Genomic DNA, 22,318 nt, shown 5'->3' with positions numbered 1-22,318 from the left:
CGACTCTTTATTTTTGTGCCGTAGCGATCAAAATGTTTAGCAAAATCATTGGCAGTCTTGATTTTTTTGTTTCATTTTTTTATCAAGAAAAAAATGAATAATAAACGATAACCATAGTAAACACTCAAGAGTAATCACACACAGCTCTGTCATTCCGAGCCTGTCGAGAAATCTCATTCTGTCTGTCAGTAATATAAACCCAAAATAATGATCCTATCAATCAACATTAATAAAAAAATCAAACCCTAACCTCAAGTAATTTAACCCCAACCATACCATTCAAACCATAAACCTCACCATCAATTACCTCATAAAACCTTAACCCTAAAACCGCAATCCCAACATATTCGGGTATAATAACCTGTTCCATAGTAATCTCAAAAGAAAAAGAACCAATACCGACCTCTAAAAAATACGTAGGAGCAACCCTTACTGAAGATATTAAACTATCAAAATTAAAGTCCAGAATACCTAACGTTATACCTATATGTGTGGCAGACTTAGGGTGCTTATATAATCGCGAATCAAAATCACTAATACTAAGCCTTTGCAAAGACCAATTAAACGCCGACTTACGTACAAGGGCTTCTAACATTTTATGCTGAGGTGTAAAATCAAAATCACCTAACAGTTTTCGGCCTTTAGCCGACTGTAAACCTCTACTAACTCTGCGATTACCACGTGTCGAAACCTCGTCCAAAGCCTTAATACTCATAAATAAAGACATCATACGTGCATGTAACTTGGGATCTTTATAACCCGCTAAAAAAGGATGTAATGAAAGTTTAAATTCTTTTTTTACTTTACTACAACGACCAAACTCACTGGCGTTTTCGCGTACACGTTGCATGTTCGGCTGATATCGTATGGCATTACCGTTAAAACCACCACCAGCTTTACGAGCATATCCAACACCCTTAACAATATAAAAGTTAATACCATCTAAAGTCCCCGAAAATTTCATTAAACCTTTCTGACGTGCCATGATATGCTAATATACTGATAAATAATTATTTACATAATAGGTATAGCGTATATATAGCGTATTATATTCATATAAACCTCAGGTCAGTTTCGGGAGAAGCTTACATCTACTTCGGGTATATCCTAAATTCTAGGTAAATAGTAGCGCACAATTCCTATTGTGAATCTTCAATCAAAGTAGAGTTAATAGCTATGAAGACAAAACAAAAAAAGCACACTTTTAAAGTGTGCTTTTTTATTAAAATAACAGGAAGTTCTATTTAATGATAACTTTTTGCGTTTTCTGCTGTATATCATTATTAATGCTTACCACATACACACCACCACTAAGCGAAGATGTATCAATACGGTTTTGTAAGTTCTCATTATCAAGTTGAGTGCTAAGCACTAAACGACCTTGAGTATCATACAATGTTAGCATTGTTTTAGCATCTAGTAACTGACCACTAATTACAAGCTCTTTAGACGATTTCAATGTAAAGATATCTAACAGATCAAGGCTATTATCCATAGTAGATAAAGCTTCGTTAGAAGTTCTAAGGAAGAAACGACCAGTACCATTTAGAGGAGTTGTAGGTGTAATGCTATAATCTGTTTCATTAAGCAGAGTTACAGTATTAGCTACAACATCTTCAAGGTAGATCTTAACCGATGCAGGTACATTGATATCTGCAATACTAAAGGTTAGTTGCTCGCCTTGATTAGCATTTACTCCTAACGGAATGGTTACATTGTCAAGCTCATTAGAGTTTAAGGTTTGTAATGCTACAGGATCACCAACATTGTCTTGAACTAAATGAGAGTAAATAGCAAATTCAGGAGTTGTATTGCCCCAAAGATTAGCATCATACCCAATATCAAATCCAGTAGAAGCATTGGTGTTAAAGTAAAACTCTGTATTGAAAGCTTTCTCATTAGCACTCAAGTTAAGTTTAACATAAGTTAACTCCGCATTACGACCAACGATAAAGTCATCACTGTTACCAGTGCTTCTCATAGCAGGTGTGAATGTTAAATCACCAGTAGCCACGTTAGCAGCATCAGCACTTACCATAAATCCTTGCCCTGGAGCTATTACTGTAGAGGCACTAGTGTTAGCTAAGTTGTAAATGGTCCAACCATTTTGAGCACTACCATCATATCCATAGATAGCAGCCGTAGGGCCATCAAATAATTGAATGTTTGTTAGTCCACCACCAGCATCACCTGAAAGGAATTGTTGCACATTCAAGTAAGATGGATAAGGGTTACCCACTAAGTTCCATTCTTGATTGTTAGTACCTTGGTTAACAATATCATGAGTTATGGTTCCAGTTTCAGCATTACCAGTAAAGGTAAAAGTATCATTATCAGTAGAAGCAGCTCTATACCCAACACCAGCATCAAGGGTAGCAGTTTCGGTATTAGCCCAAGTGACATACTGACCAGTCACCTTTTCAAACGGACCAAATAAGTAAAGTGTACCAGCGCCATTGCTAAAGATATTAGGATTAGCAGCAGCAAAGTCATCGAATTGTTGACCCGTTAAAGGAGCCGACACGAGGTCGTTACTACCAGTAGTACCAGAGCCATTAATGTTAACATGACGCTCATATTCCATAGTACCTACAATAGTTCCATTAGGAATTAAACTCGAATAACTTGTAGAACTAGATTCAAGAGTTAAACCATTGGTAGCTTCAAGTGTAGTACCAGCATCTACAGTTACACTCGCTCCAGGATTAACAGTCATTGTGTTACAAGTTGTATTTGAGTTAATCACAGCATTACCAGAAGCAATAATAATATCATCATTAGAGGTAGCTGTTCCATTAGGATCACTTGGTGACCACACTCCATTAAAGGTGTAGGTTATAGGAGCTACATATGCTGAACCAGGAGTTCCTCCGTCATAAAAAGATGAAGCTACCCAATTGGCTCCTACTGTATTGTCAAATGTAACATCAATTAATTCTAAAGATGGACCATTACCATCTGCAGTAGTAGGCCAAGGTGAGCCATCATCATAGGTTACTATGTCTATTGTAGTATTTGCTCCACTAGGATCAAATATCAATTCTATGGTTGCAGAAGAATTTCCAAGATTATTACTATCGCTTATAGTAGCCACTGGAGTTCCAATTTCACTAACATCTGGTGTAAAAGGGTTATCATTATTATAAGTGCCATCACCATTACTACCTAAGGCTATGGTTAAATAACTATCAGCAGGAATAAGAGTACCAGTAAAATCGTAAGTAGTAGATTGGTAGTTTAATCTCCAATCAGAATCTAAAGTAATATCTGCACCAGAGGCGTTATATATTTCTATCCATTCATCATCAGTGCCAGAAGAATTATACATAATTTCAGAAATTACAACATCGCCTGGTAAAGCTACATTGCCGTCATTATCTTGAATAGTTAAATCAAAGGAAGTATTAGTTCCAGCTGTTGCAGAATTTCCTCCAGCTACATTCTGAATTTCAAAAGTGAATACTTCAGCCGATTCTTCAACCATATCATCTGTAATGGTTACTGTTACTGTTTGGTTAGCCGATGAACCAGCTGGGAAAGTTACCGTTTGCGTTGTATACGCATCAATATCTCCTGCATCTCCAGAAGTTAATACCACATCAAAAGTTGTCGCGTTAGTGGCATCTTCAAATAAAATTTCAAAAGTCAAATCGTAAGTTCCAGCATCTTCAAATACAACATCAGAAGTGGATGCAAATTGTACTGAAGTAGTAGTAGAGCCTTCAACAACTATAAATTCAGAAATTGAGTAGCCATCGCCACCTCCATTTTCTGAGAATTCATAACCTACTTCTAAATCGGTTGCGCCAGAAACGTTTATTCCAGTTAAAGAATAGTTTACAGGATCTCCATTACTTGAAGATACTGGTGTTTCAACTCGAGTTCCGCCATCTATGATATAAAAATATGTAAAATTATTTTCGTTGGCTCCAACATTGATTCCCGTTGCAGAAATATCTACAACGCTTATTCCTGTTACATCAATAACTTGGCTAGTAAAAATACCTTGTCCACCCCAATCATCACAAACTAATTCACCACCAACAACTTCAAAAATATTATCTGATCCGTCTGTATTTGGAGCTGTGTCATAAGATAATGCCCATTGGTTTGGTGCTGCTCCAAAAAGTCCAGTAGAAGTTGGTCCAGCTGCAGGAGGAGAGCTGGAGTTGTGTGCTGGAAATCCATCGCCATCATTTGTGAAATCTGCATCATATAAAAGTCCAGGGATTACAGGTTCATCATTGGCTAAAATGGTTAAGTCAAATGAGCTATTTGTCCCTATAAAGGCATTGTTTCCTCCAGATACATTCTGAATTTCAAAAGTAAGTGTCTCATCGGCTTCTTCAAGTAAATCATCTGTAATTGTAATAGTAACAGTTTGGTCGGCAACAGATCCAGCAGGAAAGCTTACATTTTGTGTGGTGTATGAATCTATATCTGAAGCTTCTCCAGAAGTTAACACCACATCAAATGTAGTGGCATTAGTGGCATCTTCGTTTGTTATAGTGAATTCTAAATCTACAGTGCCAACATCTTCAGCAACACTTACAGACGTGCCAATAAACTCTACACTTGTGTTGGGAGCACCTTCAAATATAGAAATATCTGAAACCCTCCAGTCTTCAGCACCACTACCAGCAGCAGTATCATAAACAAATGCGAGATAAGCTGTTCCGGTAATTCCTGAAGCATCTACAAAAGTTGTTGATGGAGCAGATGCTGTCGCATTAGTTGAAGTGTTATTTGGATCAAAAACTAGGGCAGTCCATGTTGCGTTAGTAGGATCACCATATCCAGCGTAATCAGTAGAATAACGCAACTCAAATTCACCAGCTTCATTAATTGTATTTCCAAAGCGTTCACTTGTTTCAATACTTATTGTTTCATTGCCTTGGGCATCAAAATCAATACTAAAGTTTGATATCAACCAATCCACATCATCAGGATTTGGAAATCCATTCATATTGTATTCTCCTCCAGCACAACTCCAAAAATTACCTCCACTTTCATCAAATGGAAGCCATAAAGCAGTTTCGCAATTAGAAAAATCTTCAGAATAAGGTAATCCAATTGTAGCTGGTGCATCATTATTAGTAATCGTTAAATCAAAAGTGTTGTTAGATCCTATAATGGCAGTCGCACCACCAGAAACATTTTGAATCTCAAAAGTCAATACCTCATCAGATTCAAAAATAGCATCATCAGTTATGGTTAACTCAATAACTTGGTCGGCAAAAGAACCAGCAGGAAATGTTACCGTTTGTGTTGTATACGAATCAATATCTGATGCATCACCAGAAATTAACACCACATCAAAACTAGTAGCGTTAGAAGCATCTTCATTTGCAATTGTAAATTCTAACTCATGAGTTCCTATGCCTTCTGAAACTGAAATGCTAGAACCAATAAAGTTAACTTCAGTAGATGCAGTGCCTCCAGATGTCCCATCTACAGAAATATTGTCTAAATACAGACCTTCATCTCCAGCTGTTAAACCGTTAAAGGTTAATACAATATCAAGTGTCGTGTTTCCGTTTAAAGGAATTGTACTTGAAGTAAATGTTGCAAAATTAGAAGCGCTAACAGTACATCCATGTATCGTTCCTGTTGAAATAGCTGGCAGTGTTGTTGAGGCTCCACAATCACCATCATTGTCAAAGCCAGCGTCTATAGCTGCAGGACCATTAGAGATGTCTCCTAAATTCCCAGGATCACGAACCATTTGAACCCACATTAAGTTTTCTGCAATTGCGCCATCAATAGAATAGCTAATCAATAGTTCATCTGTTGAATCCCAATCTTGATAATGGTGTGCTAACATATCTATTGAAAATGTAAAATCTGAAAAACCAGTCACATCCATTTGATCTAATGTAATTGTTGCAGGAGTAACATTTGAATCTTCAATAGCCCAAATAAATGTAGCATTACCTCCAATGTCTCCTCCAGAAGCTGCTGAAGCATCAATTCTATTAAATACATCTTGAAATGTAGAACCTTCGGTAACAGAAGATGAATAACCATCATTAGCAACCTCAAAACTTTGGGTGTAAATATTGGTTTGCGCAAACCCTAAACTCGTCATTATTAGGGATGCTAAGAGTGTGTAAATTTTTTTCATGGTTTAATTAATTTTATAACAAAAACCTGTATTACTTTAAGTAATAACAGGTTATAAAGATAAGGGAAAGTAGAGGAAGCTAAAATTTCAGATATTAACAAATTGTGAATTTTTGTTAATAGCAAAATTTTGAATTTCAATACAATAAGGTGTGCTGTTGTTTAAAATTTCTATTTCAAAACTCATGATTTGGTGCTAATTCAACTAAATACTAGCTCTATGAAGTTTTTGCTTGACTTGAATGTATAAAAAAAGCGCACTAAACTAGTGCGCTTTTTTTATTTTAATAGGCTTATAGATTAGTTAATAACTAATTTTTGAGTTTTAATGTTGTCTTTATGTTTTACTGTGGCAACATAAACTCCTTGGTTTATATTCGATACATCTATTCTGTTTTTTAGAGTATCAGAATTAAGCGCTACAGTTAATACATTTCTACCTTGTATGTCATAAAGACTTAAAAGCGTCTGCTCTTGTAATTGTCCACTAACAACGAGTTCTTTAGATCTGTTCAAAGCAATAATGTTAATTGTATCAAGATTGTTTTCAATTGTCGATAAAGCTTCATCCGAAGTTCTAAGGAAAAAACGTCCAGTTCCATGTATTGGAGTTGCTGGCGTAATAATATAGTCAGAGGTGTTCAACAATGTTACAGTATTAGTAACAACATCTTCAAGATACACCTTAACCGATGCAGGCACATTCATATCGGCAATACTAAAGGTTAATTGTTCACCTTGATTTGCATTTACTCCTAAAGGTATTGTTGCGTTTGATACATCTGTTGAGTGTAATGTTTGTAATGCCATAGCATCATTAGTATTGTCTTGAACTAAATGAGAATAAATTGCAAACTCAGTAGGAGTATCTCCCCAAACTTTAGTGTCATATCCTAAATCAAAACCAAGACTCGCATTGGTGTTAAAATAGATTTCAGTTTTAGATGCATTTGTAGCACTACTTAAATTAAGTTTTAAATAAACTAACTCAGCATTTCTACCTGCAATAAAGTCATCACTAGTTCCAGTTCTTCGCATAGCAGGAGTAAATTCTAAGTCATAAGCAGCTACATTTACAGCATTAGCACTTACAAAAAATCCTTGACCAGGAGCAATAACAGTAGACGAAGTAGTTGTTGCCAAATTGTAAATAACCCAACCATCAGTAGCATCGCCATCATATCCAAAAATTGCTGCTGTTGTAGGGTTGAATAATGCAAGGTTAGGCACGCCAGTACTGACTTCGTGGTTAAAAAATGCTTGTACATTTAAATATGAAGGGTATGGGTTACCTACAAGGTTCCATTCTTGCTCAGCAGGTTCTGTAGGTCCAGAATTTATAATATCAATACTAATTGTAGTGTTTTCAGCGGTACCAGTAAATGTTACTGTACCATTATCTGTTGTTCCAGCTCTATAGCCTATACCAGCCTCTAAAGGAGTGGTTGCGCTTCCAGCATAAGTTACATATTGACCTGTAGTTTTGTCAAAAGGACCAAATAAGTATAGTGTGCCATTATTTAAAATATTCGGATTGGCTGTAGCAAAATTATTAAAGGCTTGACCAGTTAATGGTGCAGAAACTAAATCATTACTTCCTGTAACTCCAGAACCATTAACATTTACATGACGCTCATAATTTATGGTTCCTGAAATTGTTCCATCTAATATAAGGCTTGAATAACTTGTAGAGTTAGATTCTAAAGTTAAATCGTTTGTAGTAAGGGTAACTCCAGCATCAATTGTTAGACCTGCGCCTGCACTTACTGTTGCTGTATTACATGAAGTATTAGAACTAATTATTGCGTTACCACTAACTATGCTAATAGTGTCTACAGTGTTCGAAACACCAATCGGGTTCGAAGGTGACCAACCGTTATTATATGTATAATTAACAGTTCCTGTAACATTTATAGTGTAATCTTCAATTTCTCCATCACTAGATCCATCACAAGGCCCATTTGTAGGAACTGTACCATTGTAGTACTGACAAAGAACTCTTAATCTTGTGTTTCCAGTCGCAGCATAAGTAGGGATAGAAACAGAAAGCGCACTCAAACTCGTTGGCCCATTAGATGTGTTTTGTGCATATCCTAAATCATAAGTTTCTCCAGAGTCTTCAAAGTCACCATCTTGGTTCCAATCAATCCAAGCATAACTATATACTAAATAATTACCATCAGTATCAAGATTTACTGTTAAATCTTCTGAAGTCCCTTTGGTTACTGTTGTAGATTGATTAGTGAAATCTGAGTAGCCGTCATCTAGATCTTGACCTGTAGTGTTACTAATTGTGCCAAAATCAACTAATGTTATTGCTGTATTGTATGTTAAGTCTCCTACAACGTTACAATAACCTAAATTAGCAGTTGCACTTATGGTAACACCAGAGCTCCAATTTGTTCCCTTTCTTGTAAACACTTCAAAATGATATGTTGTGCCATTAGTTAAACTTGTTGTAGTAACAGAGTTATTGGTGCCTTTATAAACTACAAACTCATCAGTAGCAATTTCGGTTCCAGAACCAAAAATACTATTCGCTGTATAAGAACTGCCGTCGCCCGATGGTGTTGCTGTAACTGCCGAAACCGATTTTGCTACAACCAAAACTTCATCAAAACATGAGCTAGTTGTCCAATTAAGTTCTATTTGCTCATTATTTGGTGTAGCCGTTAAGTCACTAACATCAATAGGCGTTGTCGAACAAGGGAAAGTACCAACTACAAGTATATTATCAAAAGTGGTAACTTCATTGTCCGAATCGTTATCAATTTGAACCCTAAGTTCTAACGTGTTTCCTGTTAATCCTGCTTGACTAACCGTAAGATTAAAATCATTGTTCAAACTTCCGTTTGTTGAAGCTGTTGTCCATGAACCTCCATTAATTCGATATTGAACTGAAAATAGGTCGCTATTGTCATTATTTCCAGAGGTAAAAGCGTCCATTGATAAGCTTACATTGGTATAACCTGAAATATCTATAGAAGGTGAATACCAGATAGCATTACCATCAGTATCTTTTCCTGCAAAAGCTTCTCCAGTAACGTAAAAATAATCAGCATTGAACCCAAAAAAACCATTGCTTAGAGAGGAGCTTGAAACATCAATAGACCAATTTACATCTGAAACATCGGTACTAGTACCAATTGCTCCTTTTCCGTTTTGTCCTGTAAAATCCTCAGAATATAAGGTGGTTTGTGCAAACATAGCTTGGCTTAATAATATGCCAAAGAGTAGAATAAAGTAATTTTTTTTCATGATTAAGATAGATTTTTTATTTAACAATAGAAACATTGCTGTTTGAGGGAGTGTTCAAAATTATAGATTATATATGCCATGTCATGAAAATTTCTATATAATGACTGTTTTATTAGTTGAATATCAATTTATTAGGATGAAATGTTCGGTTTTGCCGTTCATTTGAATGTCCTAAAACCAATTCATCCAAATCAATATGTTTTTTTGTTTAAATCTCCATGTCAATACTCTTGTATTAATTAAATGTATACACAGCCACAGAGAAATAATCTACAGCGCTTCCTTGGGTATTGTGTATTTGGTTTAATCATGTAGATTAATTTTAAACCTTTACTTTTAATTGAAGAATCTTAATGTTCTATAAGCAGTAATTTAAGCATAGCATTACATTGTGTGGTAAAAACTATAAAGCACACATTTTTTTGATATGTTAAATCAAATGTAATACGTTGATTAACAATTATTTGCGTAATAGGTATAGCGTATGTATAGCGTGTCATATCCATATAAACCTCAGGTCAGCTTCGGGAGAAGCTTACATCTACTTCGGGTTTATCCTAAATTCTAGGCAAATAGCAGCGCACAATTCCTATTGTGAATCTTCAATCAAAGTAGAGTTAATAGCTATGAAGACAAAACAAAAAAAGCACACTTTTAAAGTGTGCTTTTTTATTAAAATAACAGGAAGTTCTATTTAATGATAACTTTTTGTGTTTTCTGCTGTATATCATTATTAATGCTTACCACATACACACCGCCACTAAGCGAAGATGTATCAATACGGTTTTGTAAGTTCTCATTATCAAGTTGAGTGCTAAGCACTAAACGACCTTGAGTATCGTACAATGTTAGCATTGTTTTAGCATCTAGTAACTGACCACTAATTACAAGCTCTTTAGACGATTTCAGTGTAAAGATATCTAACAGATCAAGATTGTTATCCATAGTAGATAAAGCTTCGTTAGAAGTTCTAAGGAAGAAACGTCCAGTACCATTTAGAGGAGTTGTAGGTGTTATGATGTAATCTGTTTCATTAAGCAGAGTTACAGTATTAGCTACAACATCTTCAAGATACACCTTCACCGATGCAGGTACATTGATATCGGTAATACTAAAGGTTAGTTGTTCGCCTTGATTAGCATTTACTCCTAACGGAATGGTTACATTGTCAAGCTCATTATGACTTAAAGCTTGTAATGCTACAGGATCACCAACATTGTCTTGAACTAAATGAGAGTAAAGTGCAAACTCAGGAGCTGTATTGCCCCAAAGATTAGCATCATACCCAACATCAAATCCAGTAGAAGCATTGGTGTTAAAGTAAAACTCTGTATTGAAAGCTTTCTCATTAGCACTCAAGTTAAGTTTAACATAAGTTAACTCCGCATTACGACCAACGATAAAGTCATCACTAGTTCCAACAGAACGCATAGCAGGAGTGAACTCTAAGTCATAAGCAGCAACATTATCGGCATTTGCACTTACCATAAACCCTTGACCAGGCGCAATACGAGTAGAAGCCGTTGTATTAGCTAAGTTGTAAACAGTCCAACCATTAAGCGCACTACCATCGTATCCATAGATAGCAGCCGTAGGAGCATCAAATAATTGAATGTTAACGACACCACCTACATCATGAGATAAGAACTGTTGTACATTTAAGTAAGACGGATAAGGGTTACCCACTAAGTTCCATTCTTGATTGTTAGTTCCTTGATTAAGGATATCATGAGTTATGGTGCCAGTTTCAGCATTACCAGTAAAGGTAAAAGTATCATTATCAGTAGAAGCAGCTCTATACCCAACACCAGCATCAAGGGTAGCAGTTTCGGTATTAGCCCAAGTGACATACTGACCAGTCACCTTTTCAAACGGACCAAATAAGTAAAGTGTACCAGCGCCATTGCTAAAGATATTAGGATTAGCAGCAGCAAAGTCATCGAATTGTTGACCCGTTAAAGGAGCCGACACGAGGTCGTTACTACCAGTAGTACCAGAGCCATTAATGTTAACATGACGCTCATATTCCATAGTACCTACAATAGTTCCGTTAGGAATCAAGCTCGAATAACTTGTAGAACTAGATTCAAGAGTTAAACCATTGGTGGCTTCAAGTGTAGTACCAGCATCTACAGTTACACTCGCTCCAGGATTAACAGTCATTGTGTTACAAGTTGTATTTGAGTTAATCACAGCATTACCAGAAGCAATAATAATATCATCATTAGCGGTAGCTGTTCCATTAGGATCGCTTGGTGACCATGAACCATCATAAGTATAAGTTGTTGAAGGTCCAGAAGTTCTTAAGAAGAAACGTCCAGCTCCATCTAATGCTGTTGTAGGTGTGATAGTATAATTTGAGCTGTTTAATAAAGTTGAAGTGTTTTCAACTGTATCATCAAGATAAACCTCAATAGATGGAGGTAATGTTGATTCAATAATACTAAATGTTAAAGGCACACCTTGTGGAGCACTTAGTCCTAAAGGAAACGTTACTGAAACAAGGTCTGTAGTATTTACTGCTTGTAAAGAAAGATCAATGCCTGTATCATCTTCAACTAAGTTTGAATACAAAATAAAGCTAGGAGGAGCACCAAAAAATCCAGCATCATAACCAAAGTCGAATCCAAGACTGGCATTATCATTAAAGTAAAAAGAGGTTGTATAAGAATTGCTAGATGTGCTTGCTCTAAGTTTAATAAATACCAATTCACTATTGCGTTCAAACACAACATCGTTGTTGGTGTTGGTGTTGGTGTTTTTTGTTTGAAAAGCAGGCTTCAAATCTTTAGTTGAGTTACCTTCAGTGTTAAAGATTACTTGACCTGGATCTATTTGTGAAAATCCAAAACTAGCAATTAATAAGGCAAATAATAGTGTGTTTTTATTTTTCATATATGTATTTTTTTTACATCTATAGGCAATTGACTTACAAGATGATTTGTGTTGTCAATCAAGATTGCAAATATAGTGTAAACTTATTTACGATGAGTTTCTAAACAATAAACCTCTTTATATACAGCATTTTTATTGAGATTTTTTGTAGGGAATAGTAAATTCTTTGGAAGTTGAATTTAATCAAAGTTGTTAAGTGTTTAATTAATCTTTTATTTGTTATAGATTTGTAACCACTTGATGCTTTATTGAAATAGGAGTGATAGATGTAACTCAAGTAAAGTATACAAATGAGATTATCTCAGTAACTCATTTATAAATATAAAATTAAGATGAAAGGAATTATTCTAGCTGGTGGATCAGGAACTCGTTTGCATCCATTGACGATAGCTGTAAGTAAGCAATTATTGCCAATATACGATAAACCCATGATTTACTATCCGTTGTCGGTTTTGATGCTTGCAGGAATTAAAGAGATTTTAATTATTTCTACACCACATGATCTTCCAAAGTTTAAACATTTATTAGGAGATGGTAGTCAATTTGGGATACAACTAAGCTATAAAGAGCAACCTAGTCCTGATGGTTTAGCACAAGCTTTTATACTAGGAGAAGAATTTATAGGAAATGATGATGTATGTATGGTCTTAGGAGATAATATCTTTTATGGAGCAGGATTGCAAAATATATTAAGAGATGCAATACATACAGTAACTAATGAAAGAAAAGCTGTAATTTTTGGTAATTATGTAAAAGATCCAGAACGTTATGGAGTAGCAGAGTTTGATAAAGAGCATAATGTTATTAGTATTGAGGAAAAACCAAAAACACCTAAGTCTAATTTTGCTGTTGTCGGACTGTATTTTTATCCTAATTCTGTTATTGATATTGCAAAAAACGTAAAACCATCACATCGTGGAGAGTTAGAAATTACGTCTGTAAACCAAGCGTATCTCGAAGAGAAAAGCTTAAAACTTCAACTATTAAGCAGAGGTTTTGCATGGTTAGATACAGGTACACACGAAGCACTTACTGAAGCCACAGAGTTTGTTAAAGCTGTTGAGAAAAGAACAGGTCTTAAAATTGCGTGTTTAGAAGAGATTGCATTAAGCTATAACTGGATTGCCAAGGAGGTGTTAGCTAATAAAGTTAAAAGTCTTAAAGGTGATTACTACGATTACTTAAAAGCAATTATAGCCTAAAGCATGTCATTAAAACAGAAATCTGGCGTTGCACTAGCTTGGGACTTAGGAGGAACCATTGTAAAATCCTTGGGTGGTTTTGTTATTTCTATTTTTTTAGCAAGATTACTTACACCTGAAGAATTTGGTTTAGTTGGTATGGCTATGGTTTTTATTACTGTAAGTCAGGTTTTTATAGATGTGGGTTTTGCTTCTTCATTAATTCAAAGCAAAAAGACTACAAATCTCAGTTATAGTTCAGTTTTTTGGCTAAACTTAGTGATGGGATTTGTCCTTACAGCTATATTTTACTTATCGGCATCTTACATTGGAAACTTTTACGATAATCAAGAAATCACAAACATTGTACAATGGCTGTCTTTAATATTTTTACTTAATTCATTTTGCATTGTGCAAACTGCGCTTTTAAAAAAGAAGTTAAATTTTAAAGTGTTGTCTTTAAGTAATATGTTAGCAGGAATAATAGGAGGAATTGTAGGAGTTGTTTTTGCTTTTATGGATTATGGAGTTTACAGTTTAGTGATACAAAATATTATAACAGCTATTCTATTAACTATCTTTTTATGGTCAGCAGCTGACTGGAAGCCAGATTTTAAATTCTCATTTAATGAAATAAAAAAGCTAACGGGTTATAGTACTTATGTTTTTGTAGATCGATTCGTTTCGTCTTTATTCGAAAGACTAGATATCATAGTTATTGGAAAAGTGTTGTCGCCAGCTACTTTAGGGTTCTATACAAGAGCTGTTTCTTTAAAAAGTCTGGTTACTAAATATTCTTCATCTAGTATTTCAAAGGTTTTTTTTCCGGTTTTATCGTCTATTCAGGATGATGATGAACAATTTGAAAGGGTTTATTTTAAAATTGTTTCTATTGTTAGTTTTATAAGTTTTGGATTGACAGGAGTACTCTATGTTTTAGGAGAAGATATTATAATTTTATTGTTTGGTAACAAGTGGATGCCTTCGGTAACTATTTTTCAAATTCTAATTATTTCAGCATGTAACTACCCTCTTAGTTCAATGATGGTTAATGCTTTTATGAGTAAGGGGAAGTCAAAAGAAAATTTTTATATTGGGCTATTCAGAAAAGCAATTCGAATTGTTCCGCTTTATTTAGCATATAAGTACGGTATTGTTTCATTTGCAGTAGGCGTTGTTGTTGTAAGTTATTTTTTAACCATTACAAATATGATGTTTTTAAAAAAGTTTACCAATCTATCACTTAGAATGCATTTTAAAAAAATTTTTGAAGGGATAATTCCTTTAATTATTATAATATTAGTATACCAAATGTTAAATCCAGAACAGATGATTTACAGAATCGGATTGGCATTGCTTTTTATAATTACTTATATAGGTTATAACCATTTATTGAAGACGGAAGGTTATACGTTTGTAAAATCAAATTACCCTTTAGTAATAAATAAAATACAAAAGAAATTAAGAGTGTAGAAGCAAATAGGTAAATAGAAATGTAAAGATGAATTTAATCCACCGAATATATAATAAAATTAGAAGAGACTATATCGTTCCTTATAAAATAAGAAATAAGCCTAAGATTTTTGGTGTTGGAAATAACAAAACAGGAACAACGTCTTTAAAAGAGGCTTTTTTGCAATTAGGTTACGTTGTGGCTAGTCAAGGAGAAGCAGAAAGAATGATAAAAAAGTGGGCAATAAGAGATTTTAAAAGTTTAATAAAATTTTGTAGAAAATCAGAATTTTTTCAAGATATTCCTTTTAGCAAGCCGTATACATTTATCGCGCTAGATCAGGCATTTCCTGGGAGTAAATTTGTTTTGACTGTAAGAGATACGCCTGAGCAATGGTATAATTCAATAACAAAATTTCACGCTAAGAAATGGGGAGTTGATAATAAAATTCCAACTAAAGAAGATTTGAAAAACTCAGAATATTGCTATAAAGGTTGGGTTTGGGAAGTAAATAGATTACAATATACGACACCAGAGAAAGAGCCATATAAAAAAGAGGAATTAATTAAAAGGTATAATGATCACAATAGTGCAGTTATTGATTATTTTAGACATCGTCCTAAAGATTTATTAGTTCTAAATGTTTCTGAAGAAGGAGCTTATAAAAAACTATGTTGTTTTTTGGGAGTTGAAGCAGTCGCAAATGAGTTTCCTTGGGTAAATAAAACTTAAAGCAGTATTCATGAAAAGTTATTTTTTTGTTCCAGCTAACAGATTGCATAAGGTTTCTACAATTGAAGCATACGGAGTCGACAATTTAATTATAGACCTTGAGGATTCAATAAAACAATCTGAAATCTCAGAATTTATTGTAAACTTAATTGCAGAAGAAACATATAAAAAATACTTTATTAGACTTCATATCTTGAACGATAAACATGAAATTGATTTAGAAGTCTTTCACCAACTTGCTAAAAACGGCTATCAATATTTTATAATACCTAAACTTCAAAACTATAATCAGGCTAAAACTTTTTTTACTTTAGTTCAGCGCTACAATTTTCAATTTATTATTTTAGTTGAGTCTCCAAGATTTTTTATTCAGCTTGATGCTATTTTAGAAGAATTTTCTTCTCAAATTTGTGGTGTAGGTATTGGTAGTCACGATTTGTTGGGTTTGATTGGTGCTAAGCATACAATGAGTAATCTAGAATTTATAAGACAGTCTATACTATATATGGCAAAGGCACATGAGAAGGAAACTATCGATTTTGCTTCAATGAATTTAAAAGATCAAAAAGCATTTTCAAATGAACTAACAGATGCATTTGATAAAGGTTTTGATGCCAAGTTTTTTATTCATCCATGGCAAATAAATTGTCTTAATCGATTAGATTTTTATAATGATGAAGATTATGCTTGGGCTAAAAGAATATACAAGGCATTAGAGAAGGTGAATTTTAATGATAAAGAGTTTAATGCTTTAAAGATTGATGGTGAAATTGTAGAAAAACCACACATTAATAGAGCTAAACGTATAATAGAATATTTTAAAAAATAAGAATGAAATCAAGTAAGTTAGGTAATTACTTTGAGTCCTTTAAAAAAGGAGAAATTATAACACATTCGCTTTCTAAGACTATTTTTGAAAGTGATAACAATCTATTTAGTTTGTTAACGATGAATCATCATCCAGTGCATTTAAATGTTGAACACACAAAATCACATCAACACGGAAAAATTTTGGTGGTCGGAACCTTAGTTTTTAGCTTAGTTGTCGGAATAACGGTTCCAGATATCAGTGGTAAAGCAATTGCAAATTTAGAATATGAACAAGTAAAGCATGTTGGACCAGTTTTTATTGGAGATACAATAACTGCTCAAACTGAAGTTTTAGATGTGTATTTAACATCAAAAAAGGACAGAGGAATAGTTTATGTTGAAACTATAGCATTTAATCAAAATAAAGATGTTATATTAACCTTTAGAAGAAAAGTATTAATACCAACTGAAGCCAATGGAAACTAACGATTTATTAATGCGAAGCCTCATGTTTGTACCTGCTCATAATGAAAAACTTATGGTTAGTGCTTCAAACTCAAGTGCAGATATACTATTACTAGATATAGAGGATTCTGTTCAACCCATAGAAAATAAGCAAATAGCTAGAGATAATATCAAAGCGTTTATCGAGTCTGGAAAGTTTGAAAACAGAGTGCTTTTTCCAAGAATAAATGATAGAGAAAGTGGACAATTGCTTAAAGATGTCATGCAGTTAACTATTGATGGTGTTAGCGGATTTATGTATCCTAAATCTAAACGAGGTGAAGATGTTTACTTTTTCGATAAACTTCTTGAAACTGTCGAATATGAAAAAGGTATAGAAAAAGGAACGTTTAAAATTATTCCGCTTATCGAAACAGCTTCTGCTGTATTAAATGTAGAAGAGATTTGTCGTGCTTCAGATCGTGTTGTGGCTATAGCTTATGGCTCAGAAGACTTTATAACCGATTTAGAAGGTATTCACGATTATGCACATACAAGTTTGTTTACACCAAGAGCTATTATAGCTATGGGAGCAAGAGCAGCAGGTGTAATTCCTATTGATACTGTACATATTAGAGTTCATGATTTAGAGGATTTAGAAAAGAATTTAATAGTTTCTAAAAATTTAGGTTTTGAGGGCATGTTGGTATTGCATCCTAAAGAATTAGACTTGGTACATTCTTATTTTTCACCTTCAGAAAAAGAAATTGCCGATGCAAGAGAAATGTTAGATCTAGCTAAAGAGGCAGAAAGTAAAGGTTTAGGTGTAGCCATAAGAAACGGAAAGTTTATTGGTCCACCTATGATCAAAAAAGCGTTAAAAATAATTGAAAAACATTCGTTAATTAATAATTAAATGAAAAAAATAGTCATATTAGGTGGTCGTGGTATAGGTATGATTGCTGCATCTGTAGCTCAAGATTTAGGAAATTATGAGGTCTTAGGATTTTTAAACGATTTTGTTGATAAAGGAGATGCGGTAGGTGTATATAAAAAACATGAAGTTATAGGAAATACAAAAGATGTAGAAAGATTTTTACAATATGATGATGTCAATTTTTTTATCGGCTACATTGGGATGAAAAATGAACGCGAAATTTTTGATAAAATTACAAGTTTGAATATTCCAAGAAGTCGCTTTGAAACCTTAATACATCCAACAGCAATCATTCCAAAAGGGTATTGTAAAATAGGTAATGGAGTTCTTATTTCGCCTCTAGTTCAATTATCTCCAGATACTACCATTGAGGATAACTGTATATTACTTCCAAATTCTTTTTTAGGACACGATAGCACAATGAAACGTTTTTCTCATATTACAGCAAATAGTGTTGTCGGTGGTAATGTAACTCTTGGTTTGGGATCTCATGTTGGGACAAATGCTACCATAAGAGAGGATGTTACTATTGGTGACTTTGCAATTGTTGGTTCTGGTTCTGTGGTTTTAAATGATGTGCCGAGTAATTCAATCTATGTAGGGAATCCAGCTAGACTATTAAGGCAAAAGTAATATGAGTACAACACCTTTGGTTAGCATTTGCTGTCAAACATACAATCATATAGATTATATTGCTGAAACCCTAGACAGTTTTTTAATGCAAAAAACTGATTTCGAATTTGAGATATTGCTAAGAGACGATGCCTCAACCGATGGAACTACAGAAATTTGTCATCGTTATGCAAATAAATATCCAAACAAGATAAAGCTTTTAGCCTATACTGAAAATCAATGGCAACGTGGTATTTCTCCATTTAGAGACAATGTAAAGCGTGCTCAAGGGAAATATATTGCCATGTGCGAAGGCGATGATTATTGGACAGATTCTGATAAATTACAGATTCAGGTAGATTTAATAGAAAAACATAATGTAGGAATATCATTTCATGCAGCGGAAATTTTAAGTTACAATAAAGATAAAATCAATAGTGATAAGTCTACTTTTTTCTATGGTGATGATATTAAGGTGTTATCTGTTACAGATATTATAGATGCTAACGGTAAAACCTTAAACACTCCTTTAGCATCTTTTGTGTTAAAGAAAGAAATACTTGATCAACTAAAATCTAAGGATTTAGAATTTTATTCAAACAATTTACAGCATTCATTTATAATACTTTGGATGACTTATTGCTCTAAAGCATTATACGTACCAAGGTTTATGTCTGTTTATAGGAAGTCTCATGTTGAATCATGGACTTATAAAATGAAAAGTGATTTTACATTTAAAAAAGACTATAGTTTAAAGACCATTAAATCCTATACTAAATTTGATAAGATTACAGAGTTTGAATTTAGCAGTAAGATTAAAAAGAGCATTGATAAAAGGATTTTTAGTATTTTAAAAAACATAAACATTCCTTTAAAGGAAAGAAATGATTTTTTTAAAGAGTTAAAAGATCAAGTTAACTTTAAAAATAGAGTGTTATGGTTTTTTATTTTTAAAAGGAAGAATGTGCTTCAATTTATAAATTGGCTTTTTAAATCATATCGACAATTGTAAATTAAAACATGGAAGTATCAAAAAAAATTGAAATTGAACCTAGTTGTTCTAATGTTCAAATTATAAATTCATTACGTAATTTAATTGTTAGTAAGTACGAACATTTGTTTTTTGCAGTAATAGCTCACGGAAGTGTTGGTACTGGTGAGATTGTTCCTTTTAGTGATTTTGACGGATTGCTTATTGTTAATGACGAATATGTTGACTCGAAACTTTTAAATGAGTTTAAAAAAAAATCAATGAACTTAATTTATAGGTTTGATCCATTGCAACATCATAAGTGGTTTGAGATTTCAAAATCTAGTCTCGATAATTATCCTCAAGACTATTTCCCAAATGAAATTTTATCGCATTCTAAGCTAATATATCCAATGGCTTCCAGCATTACACTAGACATTACCTTTAATAATTCTAATGTAGATTATAAAAAGGGCTTATTTCATATTATAAGCTTGTTGGAGCTTCAGAAGGAAACCAATTGGGAGAAAGAAAACTTATACCAACTTAAAAGTTATTTAAGCAAAATAATGCTTTTGCCATCATTATATTATTCTGCTAAATCTTCAAGAGGAATATTTAAAAAGGACAGCTTTGAAGCTGTAAAAAATGAATTTACAGAGCAAGAGTGGATGGTTATAGAAAGTGCTTCTAAAATTAGAAAAGAATGGAATTATGAGTTGTCATTTTTTCAAAAAAAAATAATGAGTAATGAGCATAGATTATTTAGGAAACTTACTAAGCTTGTTATTGCTCCAAAAGTTTCAAAAGAATTAGCAATATTTTTAAATACTGAATTTAAAATGGCATTGTCAATTTTCATTAGTAGCATAAAGAAAAATGTTTTATGATATTTGCAAACCAACCCATGGATAAATTGAATTACTCACAATGAAAATTATAAACATTCCAAAAAAATATGCTTTAGAAGATTACAATAAAGCCATTAATAAACAAGTTGAGTGTCTTTCTGAAATAGATGAAGTTAAAAGCATATATCAAATAGGAGGTGTTTCTACTCCTGGTATTTCTGATATTGATTTGGTAGTTGTTTTTGAAGATCACTACAATTTCAACTTAAACCCAAGATCTAATAATTCTGATACTGCTAATTATTTATTTACACATGGATTATATGGAGCTTCTGAAAAATATTTCAATGAAGGACTTAAATTTACTTTTTTTCATAATTATAAGTTACTACATGGTGAGAATTTAGACCTAAACAATACTACAAAAATTGCTGACCAAGTAATTTTAAAAAAGCAAATAGCACTAGAGTTCTTATTTAAAATGTATGTGAATCTAATGATTCAAAAATCATATAAAACAATTAATTTAAGATCGTTATTTTTGCATATTAAAGCCTTGCCATATGATTTTGAGTTTTTAAATATTCAGCCAAAAGAACTTATAGTGCTTGTTAACCAAGGAGTTTCGTTAAGAAATAATTGGTTAGATGGTACAGTTTCAAAAAATGATATTATACATTGGTTTAGACAATTTTATGATGAGTTTGAATCGTTTTTGATTAACCTTTTCAAAGAATATACAATGTATGCTTCGGCTTTACAATTTAAAATCGCTCCTAATGTAGAGATTTGTAATGCAAATAATCTTGGCTTTTCAAAAAAAGGTTTTGTGTTTCCAGACCTATTCAATATGTTAGATAAAAAATATTTTAAAGCACTTAACAAATTCAATGATTTTATAATTGATGTGCCTTTAAAAACTGATGCTCCTAGTATTGTTAAGGATTATTTTAGCTATGCTGATGAGGTTGGAAACTATAACAAATTACATCTACCACATTTTATGACATTAACCTCAAGTTTGAAAGTTTATAAGTAATGAATACAAATAATGTCAAAATACAATGGCTTACCAAGTCAAGCAGTATGATTGATTTTTTAGATGGAAAAACTAACAATCAGATTCGTGGCGGAAGACTTTATGAAATAGAAGCAATTAATGTGCTTAAAAGTAAATATGAGGTTAATATTAATAAAGCCTATATAAAAAGGTCAAATATTATAAAATATATTTTAAAGAATCATAAAAAAAAAATAGAAGCCGATATTTGTGTTTTAGATCCTTATGTATTAGCACTAGGAAAATTTGATTTAAGAAAAAAAAATATAGCCATAATTCATCATATCGATGAAGTTATATTTAAAAAAAATATAGTTTCTAAGTTTTTCTATAAAAACCTTATCAAAAATTTAAGGAAAATGGATGCTGTTGTTGTAGTATCAGAGGTTTGGAAATCGTTTTTGCAAAAAAAAAGAATTAAAAACATTCATGTTATTTATAATGCCTTCAATGTCGAAAAATATAATTTCTCATCAAATCAAATAAGTGAATTTAAAACAAAATATAGTTTAGATTTAGACAAGCCATTGGTTTATTTAGGCCCATTGACTAATGGCAAAGGTGTCGCAGAGGTTTTTAAAGTTATAGATAAAGAAAAGTTTCAAATTATAGCAACATCTAAAACTTTAAAGCATGCAAATATTAATACACTTTATTTTTCAGATGTAGAATTTCCTTTATTTTTGGCAAGTTGCGATGTAGTATTGTGTATGTCATCAGTGCCTGAAGGATGGAATAGAATTGCTCACGAATCTCTTTTGGTAAAAACACCAGTTATTGGTTCTGGTTCAGGCGGAATGGGAGAATTATTGCTAAAGTCTGGACAGATAGTCCTAAGTAATTTAAGTAATTTAAATTCTCAGGTTGAAATATGCATTAAGAACAATTCGTATTATGGCAACTTAGGGTGGAAATATGTATCTCAATGGGATGTAGCTTATTTTGACAATCAATGGAAAAAGTTAATAGACCAATTATATTAATAATGATTT

15 protein-coding genes are annotated in these 22,318 nt (G+C 33.0%); 11 read left to right on the top strand and 4 right to left on the bottom strand.

What is annotated here, in order from left to right; all coding sequences use genetic code 11:
- Window positions 1-238: 238 nt before the first annotated feature.
- The 4 genes from ACP15M_RS11820 to ACP15M_RS11805 form a co-directional block, all read right to left on the bottom strand.
- Window positions 239-985, bottom strand: a complete 747-nt coding sequence (locus tag ACP15M_RS11820; RefSeq protein WP_425077418.1) for a hypothetical protein — start codon at window positions 983-985, stop codon at window positions 239-241.
- Window positions 986-1,240: 255 nt separating this feature from the next.
- Complete coding sequence (locus ACP15M_RS11815) at window positions 1,241-6,124, bottom strand: lamin tail domain-containing protein (protein ID WP_425077417.1); 4,884 nt, start codon at window positions 6,122-6,124, stop codon at window positions 1,241-1,243.
- 299 nt (window positions 6,125-6,423) lie between these two features.
- Complete coding sequence (locus ACP15M_RS11810; protein ID WP_425077416.1) at window positions 6,424-9,381, bottom strand: GEVED domain-containing protein; 2,958 nt, start codon at window positions 9,379-9,381, stop codon at window positions 6,424-6,426.
- A gap of 690 nt (window positions 9,382-10,071) precedes the next feature.
- Entirely contained in the window at window positions 10,072-12,276 is a 2,205-nt protein-coding gene (locus ACP15M_RS11805) for a T9SS type A sorting domain-containing protein (protein ID WP_425077415.1), read from the bottom strand.
- A 332-nt stretch (window positions 12,277-12,608) separates the two neighbouring features.
- On the opposite strand from ACP15M_RS11805, the gene rfbA reads away from it, so the two are divergent.
- From rfbA to ACP15M_RS11750, 11 genes are read left to right on the top strand one after another with little or no spacing between them, the layout of a single operon-like run.
- Complete coding sequence (gene rfbA / locus ACP15M_RS11800) at window positions 12,609-13,478, top strand: glucose-1-phosphate thymidylyltransferase RfbA (RefSeq protein ID WP_425077414.1); 870 nt, start codon at window positions 12,609-12,611, stop codon at window positions 13,476-13,478.
- A gap of 3 nt (window positions 13,479-13,481) precedes the next feature.
- Window positions 13,482-14,930, top strand: coding sequence for a lipopolysaccharide biosynthesis protein (locus ACP15M_RS11795; RefSeq protein ID WP_425077413.1), 1,449 nt, complete (start codon window positions 13,482-13,484; stop codon window positions 14,928-14,930).
- A 28-nt stretch (window positions 14,931-14,958) separates the two neighbouring features.
- On the top strand, window positions 14,959-15,642 hold the full coding sequence (locus tag ACP15M_RS11790) for a sulfotransferase (RefSeq protein ID WP_425077412.1): 684 nt from the start codon (window positions 14,959-14,961) through the stop codon (window positions 15,640-15,642).
- 10 nt (window positions 15,643-15,652) lie between these two features.
- Window positions 15,653-16,471 carry an HpcH/HpaI aldolase/citrate lyase family protein gene (locus ACP15M_RS11785; protein ID WP_425077411.1) on the top strand — a complete coding sequence of 273 codons (819 nt, stop codon included), beginning with the start codon at window positions 15,653-15,655 and terminating at the stop codon, window positions 16,469-16,471.
- Window positions 16,472-16,473: 2 nt separating this feature from the next.
- Entirely contained in the window at window positions 16,474-16,938 is a 465-nt protein-coding gene (locus tag ACP15M_RS11780) for a MaoC family dehydratase (RefSeq protein WP_425077410.1), read from the top strand.
- Window positions 16,928-17,812, top strand: a complete 885-nt coding sequence (locus ACP15M_RS11775) for an HpcH/HpaI aldolase/citrate lyase family protein (protein WP_425077409.1) — start codon at window positions 16,928-16,930, stop codon at window positions 17,810-17,812. The genes ACP15M_RS11780 and ACP15M_RS11775 overlap by 11 nt, the downstream gene beginning before the upstream one ends.
- Window positions 17,813-18,466: a NeuD/PglB/VioB family sugar acetyltransferase gene (locus ACP15M_RS11770; protein WP_425077408.1), complete on the top strand. Its 654-nt coding sequence runs from the start codon at window positions 17,813-17,815 to the stop codon at window positions 18,464-18,466.
- 1 nt (window position 18,467) lies between these two features.
- A complete protein-coding gene (locus tag ACP15M_RS11765; RefSeq protein ID WP_425077407.1) occupies window positions 18,468-19,457 on the top strand; it encodes a glycosyltransferase family 2 protein in 990 nt (329 codons plus the stop codon).
- 8 nt (window positions 19,458-19,465) lie between these two features.
- Window positions 19,466-20,305 carry a hypothetical protein gene (locus tag ACP15M_RS11760; protein WP_425077406.1) on the top strand — a complete coding sequence of 280 codons (840 nt, stop codon included), beginning with the start codon at window positions 19,466-19,468 and terminating at the stop codon, window positions 20,303-20,305.
- A 40-nt stretch (window positions 20,306-20,345) separates the two neighbouring features.
- Entirely contained in the window at window positions 20,346-21,305 is a 960-nt protein-coding gene (locus ACP15M_RS11755) for a hypothetical protein (RefSeq protein ID WP_425077405.1), read from the top strand.
- A complete protein-coding gene (locus tag ACP15M_RS11750; RefSeq protein WP_425077404.1) occupies window positions 21,305-22,309 on the top strand; it encodes a hypothetical protein in 1,005 nt (334 codons plus the stop codon). The genes ACP15M_RS11755 and ACP15M_RS11750 overlap by 1 nt, the downstream gene beginning before the upstream one ends.
- Window positions 22,310-22,318 lie beyond the last annotated feature (9 nt).

This window comes from Psychroserpens sp. S379A, assembly GCF_049800755.1.
Classification (GTDB): domain Bacteria; phylum Bacteroidota; class Bacteroidia; order Flavobacteriales; family Flavobacteriaceae; genus Psychroserpens.
Note: the sequence above shows the minus strand (reverse complement) of the source record. Positions and strands in the feature narration are given on the sequence as shown.

Bases quoted from the DNA above. Each gene is read 5' to 3' on its own strand.
- ACP15M_RS11780 (WP_425077410.1), top strand. From the start codon at position 16,474: ATGAAATCAAGTAAGTTAGGTAATTACTTTGAGTCCTTTAAAAAAGGA.
- ACP15M_RS11790 (WP_425077412.1), top strand. From the start codon at position 14,959: ATGAATTTAATCCACCGAATATATAATAAAATTAGAAGAGACTATATC.
- ACP15M_RS11820 (WP_425077418.1), bottom strand. From the start codon at position 985: ATGGCACGTCAGAAAGGTTTAATGAAATTTTCGGGGACTTTAGATGGT.
- ACP15M_RS11755 (WP_425077405.1), top strand. From the start codon at position 20,346: ATGAAAATTATAAACATTCCAAAAAAATATGCTTTAGAAGATTACAAT.
- ACP15M_RS11775 (WP_425077409.1), top strand. From the start codon at position 16,928: ATGGAAACTAACGATTTATTAATGCGAAGCCTCATGTTTGTACCTGCT.
- rfbA (WP_425077414.1), top strand. From the start codon at position 12,609: ATGAAAGGAATTATTCTAGCTGGTGGATCAGGAACTCGTTTGCATCCA.
- ACP15M_RS11770 (WP_425077408.1), top strand. From the start codon at position 17,813: ATGAAAAAAATAGTCATATTAGGTGGTCGTGGTATAGGTATGATTGCT.
- ACP15M_RS11765 (WP_425077407.1), top strand. From the start codon at position 18,468: ATGAGTACAACACCTTTGGTTAGCATTTGCTGTCAAACATACAATCAT.
- ACP15M_RS11750 (WP_425077404.1), top strand. From the start codon at position 21,305: ATGAATACAAATAATGTCAAAATACAATGGCTTACCAAGTCAAGCAGT.
- ACP15M_RS11785 (WP_425077411.1), top strand. From the start codon at position 15,653: ATGAAAAGTTATTTTTTTGTTCCAGCTAACAGATTGCATAAGGTTTCT.
- ACP15M_RS11810 (WP_425077416.1), bottom strand. From the start codon at position 9,381: ATGAAAAAAAATTACTTTATTCTACTCTTTGGCATATTATTAAGCCAA.
- ACP15M_RS11760 (WP_425077406.1), top strand. From the start codon at position 19,466: ATGGAAGTATCAAAAAAAATTGAAATTGAACCTAGTTGTTCTAATGTT.
- ACP15M_RS11795 (WP_425077413.1), top strand. From the start codon at position 13,482: ATGTCATTAAAACAGAAATCTGGCGTTGCACTAGCTTGGGACTTAGGA.
- ACP15M_RS11815 (WP_425077417.1), bottom strand. From the start codon at position 6,124: ATGAAAAAAATTTACACACTCTTAGCATCCCTAATAATGACGAGTTTA.
- ACP15M_RS11805 (WP_425077415.1), bottom strand. From the start codon at position 12,276: ATGAAAAATAAAAACACACTATTATTTGCCTTATTAATTGCTAGTTTT.